Raw genomic sequence first — 14,471 nt, forward strand, 5'->3', positions numbered from 1 at the left:
CGATGATTTACCAAGCAAACAATCAGAAACCAAGAATAACCGCCGATTATGATCAGGCGCTGGTGTGGTCTGCTTTGCTGTTGCTGAGTATCGGTTTGGTGATGATTTATTCCGCTTCGATCGCCATTGCCGAAGCGCAATTTGGTCCCGACCGGGCCGGCCACTATTTGCTGCGCCATAGTGCCTATCTGGGTGTCGGGTTACTGCTGGGACTGATCGCTTTTCAAGTGCCGATGCAGATGTGGCAGAAATACGTGACCTATCTGCTGATGCTGAGCATTTTTTTGCTGATATTGGTGCTGATTCCGGGCATCGGGCATGAAGTGAACGGCAGTCAGCGCTGGATTTCGCTGTACGTGGTGAATATCCAGCCGTCCGAGTTCATGAAGTTCTGCATGGTGTTGTACGCCGCCGACTACGTTAACCGTAAGGCAGCCGATCTGAATTCTTTCTTCAAGGGGTTTGTGCCGATCGCGGTTGTGTTGTCCGTCGTCGGTGCGTTATTGCTGCTGGAACCGGATTTCGGCGCTTTCTTCGTGGTGGCCGCACTGGCGATGTCGATTCTGTTCCTCGGCGGTGTCAGTTTGAAAATTTTTGTCAGCCTGATCGCTATCCTGGCGTTCGGTTTGTATGAGTTGATTTTGAGTTCGCCGTACCGGTTGAATCGCGTGGTTGCTTTCATGGATCCCTGGGCCGATCCGTATGGCAAGGGCTATCAGCTCAGTCATGCGCTGATCGCGTTCGGGCGCGGCGAGTGGCTCGGCGTCGGCTTGGGCGGCAGTGTCGAGAAACTGTTCTATTTGCCCGAAGCGCACACCGATTTTTTGCTGTCGGTATTGGCTGAAGAATTGGGTTTTGCCGGTGTCGCTGCCGTGATCGTTTTGTTTGCCTGGCTGATTATGCGCGCTTTTGTCATTGGCCGTCTGGCAGCCAAATTGGACAGTCCTTTCGCGGCCTTGGTGGCGCAGGGCATCGGCGTCTGGATCGGCGTGCAAGCGTTGATCAACATGGGCGTGAATATGGGCGTCTTGCCTACGAAGGGATTGACGCTGCCGCTGCTGAGTTTTGGCGGCAGCAGTATCACGGCGAATTGTATCGCATTGGCGGTTTTGCTGCGCATCGACTGGGAAAACCGGCAGCGGCTGCGGGGGCTGAACGTATGAGTGCGCACACCATATTAATTATGGCAGGCGGTACCGGCGGGCATGTGTTTCCGGGTTTGGCGGTGGCCGATTACTTGCGGCAAGCCGGTTGGCGCGTGGTTTGGCTCGGAACCGAGGCTGGAATGGAATTAAAACTGGTGCCACAACGAGGCTATGAAACCGAAATAATCAGTTTTTCCGGATTGCGGGGTAAACGGTTGGTTACATGGTTGCTGCTGCCGCTGCGTTTGCTCAAGGCGTTCTGGCAGAGCCTGCGGATTATTCAACGGGTAAAACCGGATGTGGTTCTCGGCATGGGCGGTTATCCGGCTTTTCCGGGCGGCATGATGGCCTCACTGCTCAACAAGCCATTGGTAATTCATGAACAGAATTCGGTCGCAGGGTTAACCAATAAAATTCTGGCGCAGCTGGCGGATAAAATTTTTCTCGGCTTCCCCGGCGCTATCCAAGGTGATCGGGATAAAACGGTTTGCTCCGGTAATCCGGTGCGTGCGGAAATTGCACACATGGAAACGCCGGAAAAACGTTTCCAGGAACGGCAGGGCAAGTTGAATGTGCTCGTTGTGGGCGGCAGCCTGGGGGCGCAAGTTCTGAATACCGTGGTACCGCAAGCGCTTAAATTAATGCCGGAGAATGTGCGTCCGGCAGTGGTGCATCAAACGGGTACAGCGCAAATCGAAACGGTTAAAACAATCTATCGGGAACTGCAATTGGATGGCGAAGTGACGGCGTTTATCGACGATATGGCCAAGCGTTACGCGGACTGCGATGTGGTGTTGTGCCGCGCCGGTGCGCTGACGGTCGCGGAATTAAGCGCGGCCGGTGTCGCCAGCATTCTGGTGCCGTATCCGCATGCTGTCGACGATCATCAAACCGGCAATGCGCAATTTCTTTCCCGCCACGGTGCCGCCGTGTTGTTGCCACAGCAGGAATTGACAGCGCAAAAGCTAGCTGATTTATTGACGGATTTAACCCGGGAAAAATTGCTCGGTATGGCGATGGCGGCGCGCAGCCAAGCAAAACCGGAAGCTACCCGGATCGTGGCTGAAGGTTGTATCGAATTGAGCGGAGCACTGCATGAAGCATAAAGTCAAACATATCCATTTTGTCGGCATTGGCGGCGCGGGCATGAGCGGTATCGCCGAGGTTTTTGTCAACCTGGGGTATCAGGTCAGCGGTTCCGATTTGATGAATAACCCGGTGACGCAGCGTTTGGCCAAGCTCGGCATCAAGGTTTATGCAGGGCATGCCAGCGAGCAGATTGCGGGAGCGGATGTCGTGGTTACTTCCACGGCGGTGAAACCCGGCAATCCGGAAGTGATCGCCGCCAAAAACAAAAATATTCCCGTTGTGCCGCGCGCCATGATGCTGGCGGAATTGCTGCGCTTGCGCAGCGGTATCGCGATTGCCGGCACGCACGGCAAAACCACCACCACCAGCTTGATTGCCAGTATTCTGGCGGCAGCGGATATGGATCCGACTTTTGTCATCGGCGGAAAACTGGAAGCAGCGGGTTGTCATGCCAAACTGGGCAGAGGCGAATTCATCGTTGTCGAAGCGGATGAATCGGATGCTTCGTTTTTGTATTTGCAACCGATGCTCGCTGTCGTGACGAACATCGACGCGGATCATATGGAAACCTACGGTCACGACTTCAGCCGCTTAAAGCAGACTTTTGTGGATTTCGTGCAGCACTTGCCTTTTTACGGCATGGCGGTGGTTTGCATGGACGATGCCAACATCCGCGAAGTGATGCCGTCGATTACCAAACCGATCACAACTTATGGTTTGTGCGAAGAAGCGCAAGTGCGCGCCATCGATATCCGGCAAGATCATCGCCGGATGAGATTCACCGCGGTGGTCGGTGTGAACGGCTCCGCCCGCAAACTCGATATCACCCTGAATCTGCCTGGTTTGCATAACATTCAGAATGCGTTGGCGGCGATTGCGGTGGCGAATGAAATCGGTGTGCCGGATAGCGCGATCGTCAAAGCGTTGTCGGAATTCAAAGGGGTCGAAAGGCGCTTCCAGCAGTACGGCGATATCCGCTTCAGCGGACAGAAAAGTTTTGCCCTGGTGGATGACTATGGACACCATCCGGCGGAAATGGAGGCAACCATTAAAGCGGCGCGCGGCGCGTTCCCAGGCCGCCGACTGGTAGTGGCTTTTCAGCCGCATCGCTACACCCGCACCCGGGATGTATTCGAGGATTTCACTCGTGTTTTATCCCAGGTGGACGTATTGCTGCTGACGGAAGTTTATCCCGCGGGGGAAGAGCCGATTGTCGCGGCGGATAGCAAGTCGCTGGCGCGTTCAATCCGGGTGCAGGGCAAAGTGGAGCCGATTTATATCGAGGAAGTGGACGATTTACCGGCAGCGATACTGGATATCGTGCAAGACGGCGATGTTGTGCTAGTGATGGGCGCGGGTTCGGTAGCGCGAGTGGCGCCGCACATTGCGCAAATGGGAAAGAAGCTGACCGTGGTTAATGGCTATGAATGCTGAGGATTGATGAGACATGACCGCTTTGCCGCACAATACGGGATTTGCCATGCCAGTAGCCGATCAAACAACCGGTGACACAGGCGTGTCCGCATTGCGGGGCGAAATGCGCCTCAATGAGCCGATGAGCAAACATACAACCTGGCGGGCGGGCGGTTATGCGGATCGTTACTACCAACCGGCGGATCTGGACGACTGGGCGGATTTTCTGCGTGCGTCGCCGCACGAAGTCATTCACGTCATTGGCCTGGGCAGCAATTTGCTGGTCAGGGACGGCGGGCTGCGCGGCACGGTGGTGGCGTTGCATGCGCGCTTAAACGATTTGCGGCTGGTCGAGCAGAATCAATCCGGCGGGCTCATCTACGCGAGCGCTGGTGTGGCTTGCGCCAAGGTAGCGCGGTTTGCCGCCAAGCATCATCTGGCCGGAGCGGAGTTTCTGGCCGGAATACCGGGCACGGTTGGCGGTGCGCTGGCGATGAATGCCGGATGTTACGGTTCGGAAACCTGGGAAATCGTGGCGCAAGCACAGATTATCAAGCGCAGCGGAGAGATCGTAATGCGCCAGCCCGGTGAATACGCGATTGCTTATCGCAGTGTGAAACGGCACAGCGAACCGGCCGGTGCGATGGAAGCCGAGTGGTTTACCGGCGCCTATTTCCGCTTGGTGCAAGGCGAAGAAACGCAATCGCGGCAACGCATCAAGGCGTTGCTGGCGCAGCGGGTAGCCAGTCAACCGCTTAATCTGCCGAATGCCGGTTCGGTATTTCGCAATCCGCCAGGAGATTACGCAGCGCGTTTGATTGAAGCATGCGGTTTGAAGGGATGCCACATTGGCGGCGCGATGGTGTCGCCTAAGCACGCCAATTTTATCGTCAATACCGGTGCTGCCAGCGCGGCGGATATTGAAGCGTTGATCATGATGGTGCAAAGCAGGGTTAAAAAAGCAATGGGCGTCGCATTGATGCAGGAAGTCCGGATCATCGGTGACGCCAGGAGGCTGACATAATGACCGCGCAGCGTTTCGGCAAAGTTGCGGTTCTGCTGGGCGGCCGGTCGGCCGAGCGGGAAATATCTCTGCAAAGCGGACAAGCGGTGCTGGATGCGTTATTGCGCAGCGGCGTCGATGCGCATCCTTTCGATCCGGCTGAGCAAGCCATGGAAAAACTGCTGCAGCAAGGTTTCGATAGGGCTTTTATCGCACTGCACGGCCGTTTTGGCGAGGATGGCACTATCCAGGGCGCGCTGGAATTAATGGGATTGCCGTATACCGGCAGCGGTGTGATGGCCAGCGCATTGGCGATGGATAAATGGCGCACCAAATTGATCTGGCAGGCGGCCGGTATTCAATCGCCGCGTTACGCAGTACTGCAAGCGGATAGCGATTTTGAACAAGTCGCCGGAACATTGGGTTTGCCGCTGATCGTCAAGCCGGCGCGGGAAGGCTCCACGATTGGCTTGAGCAAGGTAAAGCATAAGCAGGATTTGGCAAAAGCGTATCAACTGGCTGCTGAGCACGATGCATTGGTGCTGGCGGAAGAATTTATCGCCGGTAAGGAATTGACCGTGGCAATTCTGGGTGAAACGCCGCTGCCGGTGGTGCGGATTGAAATTGCGGGTGAGCTTTACGACTATGAAGCGAAGTATTTCTCCAATGAGACGAAGTACTTTTGCCCGAGCGGTTTACCGGCGGAATTGGAAACGGCGATCCAGAGAGAAGCATTAAAGGCGTACCAGGTGTTAGGTTGTCAGGGCTGGGGAAGGGTTGATCTGATCTTGAGTGAAACCAATCAGTTTTATTTCCTCGAAGCCAATACTTCGCCCGGTATGACCAGCCACAGTCTGGTGCCGATGGCGGCAAGAACGGCCGGAATTTCGTTCGAAGACTTGGTTTTGAAAATACTGGATCTGGCGCATGTGGAATAACCATCACGCCTTGAATCTGTTATCCAAAATATTGCTCACTTTGGTGGCAATGGCGGTGCTGTATGCGATCAGCTTGCGGCTTATTCAGCCACCGTTGTTTCCGATTAAAGAAATTAATGTGCAAGTGATTCACGGGAAAGAGAAAAAAAAGGTTGAATTGCAGCATGTGACGCGCGAGCAAATTGAGCAATTGGTCAGAAATGAAATTGAAGGAAATTTTATTTCGGTAAATCTCACTGCGGTGCGCGAAGCTTTTGTAAAATTACCCTGGGTACGTGAAGCCAGAGTGAAAAGGGAATGGCCGCATGGTTTGAATGTGACACTGGAAGAGCATGAAGCCTTGGCCTACTGGGGAAGTCATGCGTTGGTCAATACCTACGGTGAGGTGTTCCGGGTGACGGTTGATACTGATTTACCGGTGTTTACCGGCCCAAATGAGGCCAGCGCGCAAGAAGTGGCGCAGAAATTCCGGCGCTTTAACAAGATACTGACGCCATTGCAGCAGCATATTGCGGAAATAAGCCTGACCCCGCGCTATGCCTGGCGTCTGCAATTGAATACTGGAACGGTTCTGGAGTTGGGGCGGAATGAGATTGAAGAGAGATTGGTTCGTTATGTTTCAGTATATAACCACAGTATTGCGCGGTTAAATCAGCAAGAACCATTGGCGTATGTTGACTTACGTTATCCCAATGGTTTTGCCATCCGCATGCCTGAAGTGATGCAACAAGTACCACGTAAATCCGGCGCGAGGAGAGAAACGTGAGACCACGGAGATGGGATTAGATGAATAAAGCTCGAGAAAATAGAAATTTGATTGTCGGTCTTGATATTGGCACATCGAAAATTGTTGCCATTGTCGCCGAGGTGATTCCGGAAGGCGGTTTCGAAGTGATCGGTTTGGGCAGCCATCCATCGCGCGGATTGAAAAAAGGTGTTGTGGCCAATATCGAGACGACGGTGAATGCAATTCAGCGCGCATTGGAAGAAGCCGAACTGATGGCGGATTGCAAGATACATGAAGTGTATACCGGCATTGCTGGCAGCCATATCAAAGGTTTTAATTCCGATGGCATGGTGCCTATCAAGGATAAGGAAGTCACTGAGAAAGATGTCGAACGGGTGATGGAAGCGGCGAAAGCGGTCAATATTCCGGCCGATCAGCAGATTCTGCACATTCTGAACCAGGAATTCATCATCGACGGCCAGGAAGATGTGCGTGAACCGGTGGGGATGAGCGGCATACGGCTGGAAGTGAAAGTGCACATTGTCACGGGCGCAGTTTCGGCGGCGCAGAATATCGTCAAGTGCGTGCATCGCTGCGGATTGGAAGTACGCGATTTGATATTGCAGCCACTGGCCTCGGCCATGGCCGTGCTTTCCGATGATGAAAAAGATTTGGGTGTCTGTCTGGTCGATATTGGCGGTGGCACAACCGATATCGCGGTATTCACGCATGGCGCCATTCGCCATACCGCGGTGATTCCGATTGCCGGGGACCAAATTACCAATGATATTGCGATGGCCTTACGTACGCCGACCAAGAGCGCGGAAGATATCAAGTGCCGCTACGGCTGCGCACTGAGAAGTCTGGCCGATACGAAAGAGATGGTGGAAGTTCCCGATGTCGGCAACCGGGGATCGCGGCAACTTTCGCGGCAAACGCTGGCGGAAGTGATCGAGCCGCGGGCAGAGGAACTGTATTGCATGGTGCAAGCGGAATTACGCCGCAGCGGATTTGAAGAATTGCTGTCATCGGGCATCGTGATCACGGGCGGATCCGCTTCGTTACGCGGCATGGTGGAATTGGGCGAGGAAATCTTTCACATGCCGGTCAGATTGGGTTTGCCGAATTATCATGGCAATTTGAAAGATGTGATTCATACACCGCGTTATTCGACCGGGATCGGCTTGATTCTGGCGGGTATCGAACAGTTGCAGCATCAGCATGGTTCAAGATTACAAGGAGGTTCTGCCAAGCAGATTTTCTCCAGAATGAAGGGGTGGTTTCAAAGAAATTTTTAATAGTAAATTTCACGGGTTGTATTAGCAGTCAGGCGGCTTTAATTTCAATGTACTAAAGGAGAAACAATATGTTCGAAATCATGAATAACGAAACTCAAGAGGCAGTCATCAAAGTTGTCGGCGTTGGTGGGTGCGGCAGCAATGCTGTGGATCATATGATCCAGAACGGCATGCAAGGCGTTGAGTTCATCAGTATGAATACTGATGCCCAGGCATTGAAAAGCAATAAAGCGCCAACGGTACTGCAACTGGGTACGGGTATTACCAAGGGGTTGGGCGCCGGAGCGAATCCTGAAATTGGCCGGGAAGCCGCGCTGGAAGATCGCGACCGCATCGCTGAATTGATTCAAGGCGCGGATATGTTGTTTATCACCGCTGGCATGGGTGGCGGTACCGGTACCGGTGCTGCTCCGGTGGTGGCGCAAGTCGCTAAGGAAATGGGCATTTTAACCGTGGCTGTTGTCAGCAAACCGTTTGCATTTGAAGGAAAGCGCTTGGCGGCTGCCAAAGCGGGGATGGAAGCGTTGTCACAGCATGTTGATTCGTTGATCGTGATCCCGAACGATAAGCTCATGATGGTATTAGGCAATGATATTTCCATGCTGGATGCATTCAAAGCAGCCAACGACGTGCTGTACGGCGCGGTAGCCGGTATCGCCGAAGTGATTAATTGCCCAGGTCTGGTCAACGTTGATTTTGCCGACGTTAGAACCGTGATGTCGGAAATGGGTATGGCGATGATGGGCTCAGCCATTGCGATGGGTGTCGATCGCGCCCGGGTTGCAGCCGAACGCGCGGTATCAAGTCCGCTGCTCGAGGATATCTCCTTGTCCGGAGCGCGCGGCATTCTAGTGAATATTACCGCCAGCTCATCGCTGAAAATGCGCGAAGTGCATGAAGTGATGAACACGATTAAAGACCTGACCGCCGAAGATGCAACGATTATTGTCGGCACCGTCATTGATGAGAATATGGCCGATAATCTGCGCGTTACCATGGTGGCTACCGGATTGGGCAGCTTGGTCAGCCAAAGCCAAAATTCTCCGTTAACCGTGGTGCATACACGCACCGGTACCGATGATAGGGATTCCGTGTTTTCCACTGAAGAACCGGCCGTAATGCGCACGGGCAGAAGAGGTAACGCCACCGTCGCAGCGATGCGTCAATCGGGCGTTGATCCAATGGATATCCCCGCTTTCTTGAGAAGACAAGCCGATTAATCCGATTTAATTTCTCAAGATTTAATTTTCCCCATCTTTGGGAGTGAAAAATTGGAAATCAGAGAATTAAAGAAAGCACTGAATACTCCGCCGTATGAGGCGGGGTATTCAGCCCGGCAAGTCTGTTGCGATAGTCAAGCCGCGAAGTAGCTTTAGATATGCTGTAACTTGCTCAGAGCAAACTGATTACTGGATTTTTGCAGCTTTGAGTAGATGAGTGGAATGACTTAATAAAGCCGGGGGCCGGATTCGTAACGTCTTGTCAATGCAGTGCTTCGCATTCATTGCGAATACTGCCGGGAAAGTGATGAAGAGCAATTCGTTATTGCTCTTGATTTTGAGCTTTTGGTAAAGACTGTGATAGCGATATGAGCGTAAGTTATTCATGATTCACCTCACCATGAAATTGCATAACGCTCACATCTAAAAAATAGCCCGATTATCCGAGTGCAATACGGTTATTGATTTGTCCCAGTGATTGTTCAACTTGATCGACCAGAATAAGACATAACTCACCGTCCTGCAAATTGGACAAAGCCGCATCAATGGCAATCGCTTCTCCAAAGATTTCACTGACTTTTTGCGTGCGTTTGGCATTACCCAAACCTTCGCGCAATAAAGACAATACTTCACCATCCGCACGGCCGCGTTGGCATTGATCCTGATACAGCACCACTTCATCAAATGCATCACCGAGGATTCGTGTCTGTTGACGAATATCCTCATCGCGCCGGTCGCCTGCAGCACTGATAACAACGGAACGTTTCTTTGACGGAATATTATCAATCGCGCTGACCAAGGCTTGGATCGCATCGGGATTATGGCCGTAGTCGGCAATCAAAGTTGCATTGCGGTAATTAAAGAGATTAAAACGGCCCGGTGCTGTTTGCGTATTGCTGATAAAACTAGCGACACCGGCATGAATGACCGCCCATTCCAGGCCGAGCGCCCAGCCAGCACCAATAGCAGCCATTACATTCTCAATTTGGAAATTGATGCTGCCGTTCTTCGTCAGGGGGATTTCATTTAACGGGATACGGTATTCAACAGTTTCACTCGCAGCGACGATGCAGCTGCTTTCAACGTAAATAACACGTTTATGCTGCGCGCGATGCATAGCCAGCACCGGATGATGGCGATCTTGAGCAAAGAAAATAACCGAACCGGGGCAATGTTCAGCCATGCTGGCAACCAGCGGATCAGACGCATTTAGCACCGCATAACCGGTATTGGGCGTTACATTCTGCACAACAATCCGCTTAACCACAGCCAACTCTTCGGCTGTATTGATATATGCCATGCCAAGATGATCGCCCATGCCAATATTGGTTACAACGGCAACATCACAACGATCAAATCCCAGGCCTTCGCGCAGCAAACCGCCTCGTGCGGTTTCTAACACGGCAGCATCGACATCGGGATGAAAAAGAATATTTCTTGCACTTTTCGGCCCGCTGCAATCTCCGGTGTCGATGCACTGCTCGTCGACATAAACACCATCGGTGCAAGTAACACCAACGCGTTTTTGATCTCTCTGCAGAACGTTGGCGATCAGACGGGTTGTCGTTGTTTTACCGTTGGTGCCGGTAACGGCGATCACGGGAATGCGTGCATCCTCGCCTTGGGGAAACATGTAATCAATAATGGCTTCGCCCACTGCGCGGCCTTTTCCATACGATGGCTGCAAGTGCATCCGCAAACCGGGCGCCGCATTTACCTCAATAACGCCACCACCTTGATCTTCTAAAGAGCTCATGACATTGTCGCAAACCACATCAACACCGCAAATATCCAGCCCTACCACTCTCGCAGCAGCAACTACGCGTGCCGCCAATTCGGGATGCACATCGTCGGTCACGTCGGTCGCCGTGCCCCCTGTTGATAAATTGGCATTCTTGCGCAATACCACGCGCATTCCTTTTACAGGGATCGACTCGGCGGTCAATCCTTGCGCGGCTAAATGCGCGACGGATATCTCATCCAGATGTATCTTGGTTAATGAAGTGACATGGCCCTCGCCGCGCATGGGGTCGCGATTGATTTGCTCCACCAGTTCATAAATGCTGTGCACGCCGTCGCCAATGACTTGCGGCGGTTCGCGCCGGGCGGCAGCGACCAATTTGTTACCGACAACCAGCATGCGGTAATCATGTCCGGGGATATAACGCTCCACCAGAACATTATCACTGATTTCGGCTGCGATCATGTACGCCGCTTTGACTTGTTCAGCGGTGACAAGATTAACAGTGACACCTTTGCCTTGATTGCTATCCTGAGGTTTTATCACGACAGGCACGCCGATTTCGCAAGCAGCTGCCCAAGCATCCTCGACATCCTTCACTTCCCGGCCGAGCGGAACCGGGATGCCGGCGGCATGCAGTAAAGTTTTCGTTAATTCCTTATCCTGCACAATCGATTCTGCGACGGCACTGGTGCGATCGCTCTCTGATGCTTGAATGCGGCGCTGTTTGCTGCCCCAGCCAAATTGCACCAGACTGCCTTCGGTCAAGCGGCGGAACGGAATACCGTGCGCCACTGCGGCTTGCACAATGGCACCGGTGCTCGGGCCCAGGCGGATATCTTCATTGAGTTCGCGCAAGCGATGCAGTGCATCGGATAAATCAAAAACGCTATCATCAATAGCGGAGATACATAAAGCTTGCGCCAGTTCAAAAGCCAGCAAGCCAACTTTCTCTTCGCTATATCCTACGATAACGCGATAGGTATCGGCTTCCGGTGTTTGTACCGTGCGGCTGAATGTTACCGGGCAACCTGCCTGCACTTGCAAACCGAGCGTGGCAAATTCGAGTACATGAGCCATGGTGACCGCTTCATGATGACCGGCGGGCTGGAGTAAGGAAATCTCTGGAAAACGCTCACGTAGCCGTGCTTCAAAGCCAGGAATGGTATCAATACTATTTTCAGATCCACTACAAAAAACGGTAGCTTCAATCGAAGTATGCTGACTCCACAAATTAGGTCCGCGCAAAGCGCGTATGCGTAAAACTTTCATAACTTAATTCCTTGTGTTTGTAATTCCAGAAGATTCTGATTTTCAGGTTTGTACTTCTCTTGACTGAAACCAAATGTCTCAATTCCAACACGTATAAGATTCGGTTCAATGCCTAATGCCCAAGCGGCACCCACAGCTGCCAATATATTCTCGATTGCCTGCGTGCTTTTCGCCCCGCTTTCTGAAGCGATCTCACGCAGGTTGATCAGTACCAATTCATTTGAACCCGATATCAGTACAACTCTGCCATTGCGGACTACTACAGCGCGTTTGCCCTGCGTAGGTCCGGTTCCACTTGCGCAATGTTGCTTAATCACGGGTAGCTCCGGTTCAATGCTGAAATAAATCACTTCACCGTGACACAACTCGGACATTTCAACCAGCATTTCATCGTTCGCATTGATGACTGCCGCGCCGACCGGTAGTTTTATATCTTTTTCCACATCGTCAATGGCCGCAGCGGTCGGTGTCACCATATCGACTTGCGAACGGAGCACCGTATAAACCTGTTTATGCGTTTCAATCCCGTGACGGCCAAAATGGTGCGCAGGATCGATATTGGTGATTACACCTACCTGGCAACTATCGTATGCCAGTCCTTCATTCAATAGCACATCAAAACCATTTTCAAAAACAGCAGCTTCAACTGTCGGATTGAGTAAGGTGCGATTAGCTGCCGCCCAGTTGGCGCTGTTGTTTTTATCAATTTGCCGATAGTCCAGATACAGTCCATCGCTGCAAGCCAAACCGGTTTGCTTGCCGGACAGAACAAGCAATCTGGCAACAAGGTAAGCAACCGATGTTTTGCCATAACTTCCGGAAATTCCAACAATGGGAATGCGGCCGTTTTCCTGGTCTGGAAATAAGTGATCGACAATCGCTTTTCCGACCGGCCGGGGTTTACCAACCGCCGGTTTAATATGCATCAGCAAGCTTGGACCTGCGTTGACTTCTACTATGGCGCCGCCTTGTTCATTCAATGGACGTGAAATATCGCTGGTGACCAGATCGATACCGGCAATATCCAGACCGATGACGCGCGCTGCTAGTGATGCAATAGACGCCGTCGACGGATGAACTTGATCGGTCACATCGAACGCATGATTACCATTGCGTTGAATCAAAACCTTAATGCCGGTTGGCACGACGGAATCACGCTGATACCCTTGGTGAGCGATTTCCATCTGTGCCGCGCTATCCAACCGGATCAAATTGAGCGGATGATCTTCTGTCGATCCACGCCGTGGATCGGAATTGATTTGCGATTCGATTAACTCGGCAATGGTTGAGACGCCATCTCCTATGACTGATACTGAATCGCCACGCGTAGCCGCTATCAGGCGTCCACCGACAATCAACAAACGATGCTCGGTTCCGGCAATATAGCGTTCGACCAGTACCTCCGTCCCTTCCCGTAACGCCATGCGGTAAGCCGATTCGATTTCTTCCCGCTGGCTTAACTCAATAAAAACGCCACGTCCATGATTTCCATCGCAAGGTTTTATGACAACCGGCATGCCAATGTCATTCGCCGCTTCCCAAGCAGCTTCGGCGCTTTCGACAATGCGCCCTTCCGGAACAGGAACACCGCAGGATTGCAACAATGATTTTGTCAGATCCTTGTCACGGGAAATACCCTCGGCAATGGCGGGTGTCCGGTCTGTCTCGGCTGTCCAGATGTGGCGGCAGCGCGCGCCATGGCCCAGTTGCACAAGATTTCCTTTTGCAATGAGTCGGGTGGCTGGAATATTACGAGCCATTGCAGCATCTACAATGCATGCTGTGGAAGGTCCGAGCCAAAGCGAATCGACCATATCGCGAAGATGCTCGATTGCTCCCTCGACATCATAAAATGGGGAGTCGGATTGCTGAAAATTCATCGCGGCTAAAACCAATTCACGCGCGGAATGTAAAGCAGCTGTAGTGATTTCCGCTTGCCAGGCGCTTAATGCGACTTTATAAACACCGCGCACCGAAGTTTCACGCGCTCTGCCAAAGCCGCCGCGCATACCCGCCAGGTTCTGAAGCTCCAGAGTGACATGCTCAAGAATGTGGCACGGCCAAGTGCCATCTTTGACACGGCGCAAAAAACCGCCGCGTTCTTCATAGCTGCAACGGTGCTCAATCAGAGACGGTAACCATTCGGAAAGCCGCTCATAAAAACCTGGAATCTTATCGGAAGGAAAATCTTCCAGTTCACCAATATCCACGGTTGCTTCCAAAGCGGGATAATAAGTCCACATGTTGGGACCATTTAAGTGTTTGATTTCAAGAAATTTGATATCTTTAGTACTATCGCAGCCTAAATTTAAGGAGTCAGACATGGCATTTGAATCGGTAAGAAGAGATGCTATTAACGTTACTCAAATTGATAGGTTTACAAAAAACAAAACAATTTTTACAAACGTCACTTAGGCTACTCTCAAGGAAATTACAGTATAACTGATTAAGTTAATTACGAATCAATTAGATAAATTGTAAACATGATCATTCTGCATGAAGTAACCGGCATAAAATAATTATCGATTACTCGTCTTATGGTTCTTTTTGTTGACAAAAGTTTGCTTAGATTCAGAATATATAATGTTTTTATGATTCCCATTACTTGTAACAGGTGACTTTTGG

At 51.8% G+C, this 14,471-nt stretch carries 10 protein-coding genes; 8 read left to right on the top strand and 2 right to left on the bottom strand.

Going from position 1 to position 14,471, the window contains the following annotated elements:
* Window positions 1-2: 2 nt before the first annotated feature.
* From ftsW to ftsZ, 8 genes are all read left to right on the top strand, one after another.
* On the top strand, window positions 3-1,163 hold the full coding sequence (gene ftsW / locus ABD07_RS01980; RefSeq protein WP_108697596.1) for a putative lipid II flippase FtsW: 1,161 nt from the start codon (window positions 3-5) through the stop codon (window positions 1,161-1,163).
* Window positions 1,160-2,251 carry an undecaprenyldiphospho-muramoylpentapeptide beta-N-acetylglucosaminyltransferase gene (gene murG / locus ABD07_RS01985; RefSeq protein ID WP_160816894.1) on the top strand — a complete coding sequence of 364 codons (1,092 nt, stop codon included), beginning with the start codon at window positions 1,160-1,162 and terminating at the stop codon, window positions 2,249-2,251. The genes ftsW and murG overlap by 4 nt, the downstream gene beginning before the upstream one ends.
* Complete coding sequence (murC, locus tag ABD07_RS01990) at window positions 2,241-3,668, top strand: UDP-N-acetylmuramate--L-alanine ligase (RefSeq protein WP_160816895.1); 1,428 nt, start codon at window positions 2,241-2,243, stop codon at window positions 3,666-3,668. Before murG ends, murC begins: the two co-directional genes overlap by 11 nt.
* A gap of 13 nt (window positions 3,669-3,681) precedes the next feature.
* The gene (murB, locus tag ABD07_RS01995) at window positions 3,682-4,671 is read left to right on the top strand and encodes a UDP-N-acetylmuramate dehydrogenase (protein ID WP_420813483.1); all 990 of its coding nucleotides are present in this window, start codon (window positions 3,682-3,684) and stop codon (window positions 4,669-4,671) included.
* A complete protein-coding gene (locus ABD07_RS02000) occupies window positions 4,671-5,588 on the top strand; it encodes a D-alanine--D-alanine ligase (RefSeq protein ID WP_160816896.1) in 918 nt (305 codons plus the stop codon). The genes murB and ABD07_RS02000 overlap by 1 nt, the downstream gene beginning before the upstream one ends.
* Entirely contained in the window at window positions 5,578-6,354 is a 777-nt protein-coding gene (locus tag ABD07_RS02005; RefSeq protein ID WP_160816897.1) for a cell division protein FtsQ/DivIB, read from the top strand. Before ABD07_RS02000 ends, ABD07_RS02005 begins: the two co-directional genes overlap by 11 nt.
* A gap of 20 nt (window positions 6,355-6,374) precedes the next feature.
* Complete coding sequence (gene ftsA, locus ABD07_RS02010; RefSeq protein ID WP_107804139.1) at window positions 6,375-7,613, top strand: cell division protein FtsA; 1,239 nt, start codon at window positions 6,375-6,377, stop codon at window positions 7,611-7,613.
* A gap of 68 nt (window positions 7,614-7,681) precedes the next feature.
* Window positions 7,682-8,833, top strand: coding sequence for a cell division protein FtsZ (gene ftsZ, locus ABD07_RS02015; protein ID WP_108697601.1), 1,152 nt, complete (start codon window positions 7,682-7,684; stop codon window positions 8,831-8,833).
* A gap of 439 nt (window positions 8,834-9,272) precedes the next feature.
* Here ftsZ and cphA read toward each other — a convergent pair whose 3' ends face one another.
* Together cphA and ABD07_RS02025 are read right to left on the bottom strand one after the other, a co-directional pair.
* Window positions 9,273-11,846 carry a cyanophycin synthetase gene (cphA, locus tag ABD07_RS02020; RefSeq protein ID WP_160816898.1) on the bottom strand — a complete coding sequence of 858 codons (2,574 nt, stop codon included), beginning with the start codon at window positions 11,844-11,846 and terminating at the stop codon, window positions 9,273-9,275.
* Window positions 11,843-14,170: a cyanophycin synthetase gene (locus ABD07_RS02025; RefSeq protein ID WP_160816899.1), complete on the bottom strand. Its 2,328-nt coding sequence runs from the start codon at window positions 14,168-14,170 to the stop codon at window positions 11,843-11,845. Before ABD07_RS02025 ends, cphA begins: the two co-directional genes overlap by 4 nt.
* Between the last annotated feature and the right edge of the window lie 301 nt (window positions 14,171-14,471).

This window comes from Nitrosomonas oligotropha, from assembly GCF_009833085.1.
Taxonomy (GTDB): Bacteria; Pseudomonadota; Gammaproteobacteria; order Burkholderiales; family Nitrosomonadaceae; genus Nitrosomonas; species Nitrosomonas oligotropha.

Bases quoted from the DNA above. Each gene is read 5' to 3' on its own strand.
- ftsW (WP_108697596.1), top strand. From the start codon at position 3: ATGATTTACCAAGCAAACAATCAGAAACCAAGAATAACCGCCGATTAT.
- murG (WP_160816894.1), top strand. From the start codon at position 1,160: ATGAGTGCGCACACCATATTAATTATGGCAGGCGGTACCGGCGGGCAT.
- murC (WP_160816895.1), top strand. From the start codon at position 2,241: ATGAAGCATAAAGTCAAACATATCCATTTTGTCGGCATTGGCGGCGCG.
- murB (WP_420813483.1), top strand. From the start codon at position 3,682: ATGACCGCTTTGCCGCACAATACGGGATTTGCCATGCCAGTAGCCGAT.
- ABD07_RS02000 (WP_160816896.1), top strand. From the start codon at position 4,671: ATGACCGCGCAGCGTTTCGGCAAAGTTGCGGTTCTGCTGGGCGGCCGG.
- ABD07_RS02005 (WP_160816897.1), top strand. From the start codon at position 5,578: ATGTGGAATAACCATCACGCCTTGAATCTGTTATCCAAAATATTGCTC.
- ftsA (WP_107804139.1), top strand. From the start codon at position 6,375: ATGAATAAAGCTCGAGAAAATAGAAATTTGATTGTCGGTCTTGATATT.
- ftsZ (WP_108697601.1), top strand. From the start codon at position 7,682: ATGTTCGAAATCATGAATAACGAAACTCAAGAGGCAGTCATCAAAGTT.
- cphA (WP_160816898.1), bottom strand. From the start codon at position 11,846: ATGAAAGTTTTACGCATACGCGCTTTGCGCGGACCTAATTTGTGGAGT.
- ABD07_RS02025 (WP_160816899.1), bottom strand. From the start codon at position 14,170: ATGTCTGACTCCTTAAATTTAGGCTGCGATAGTACTAAAGATATCAAA.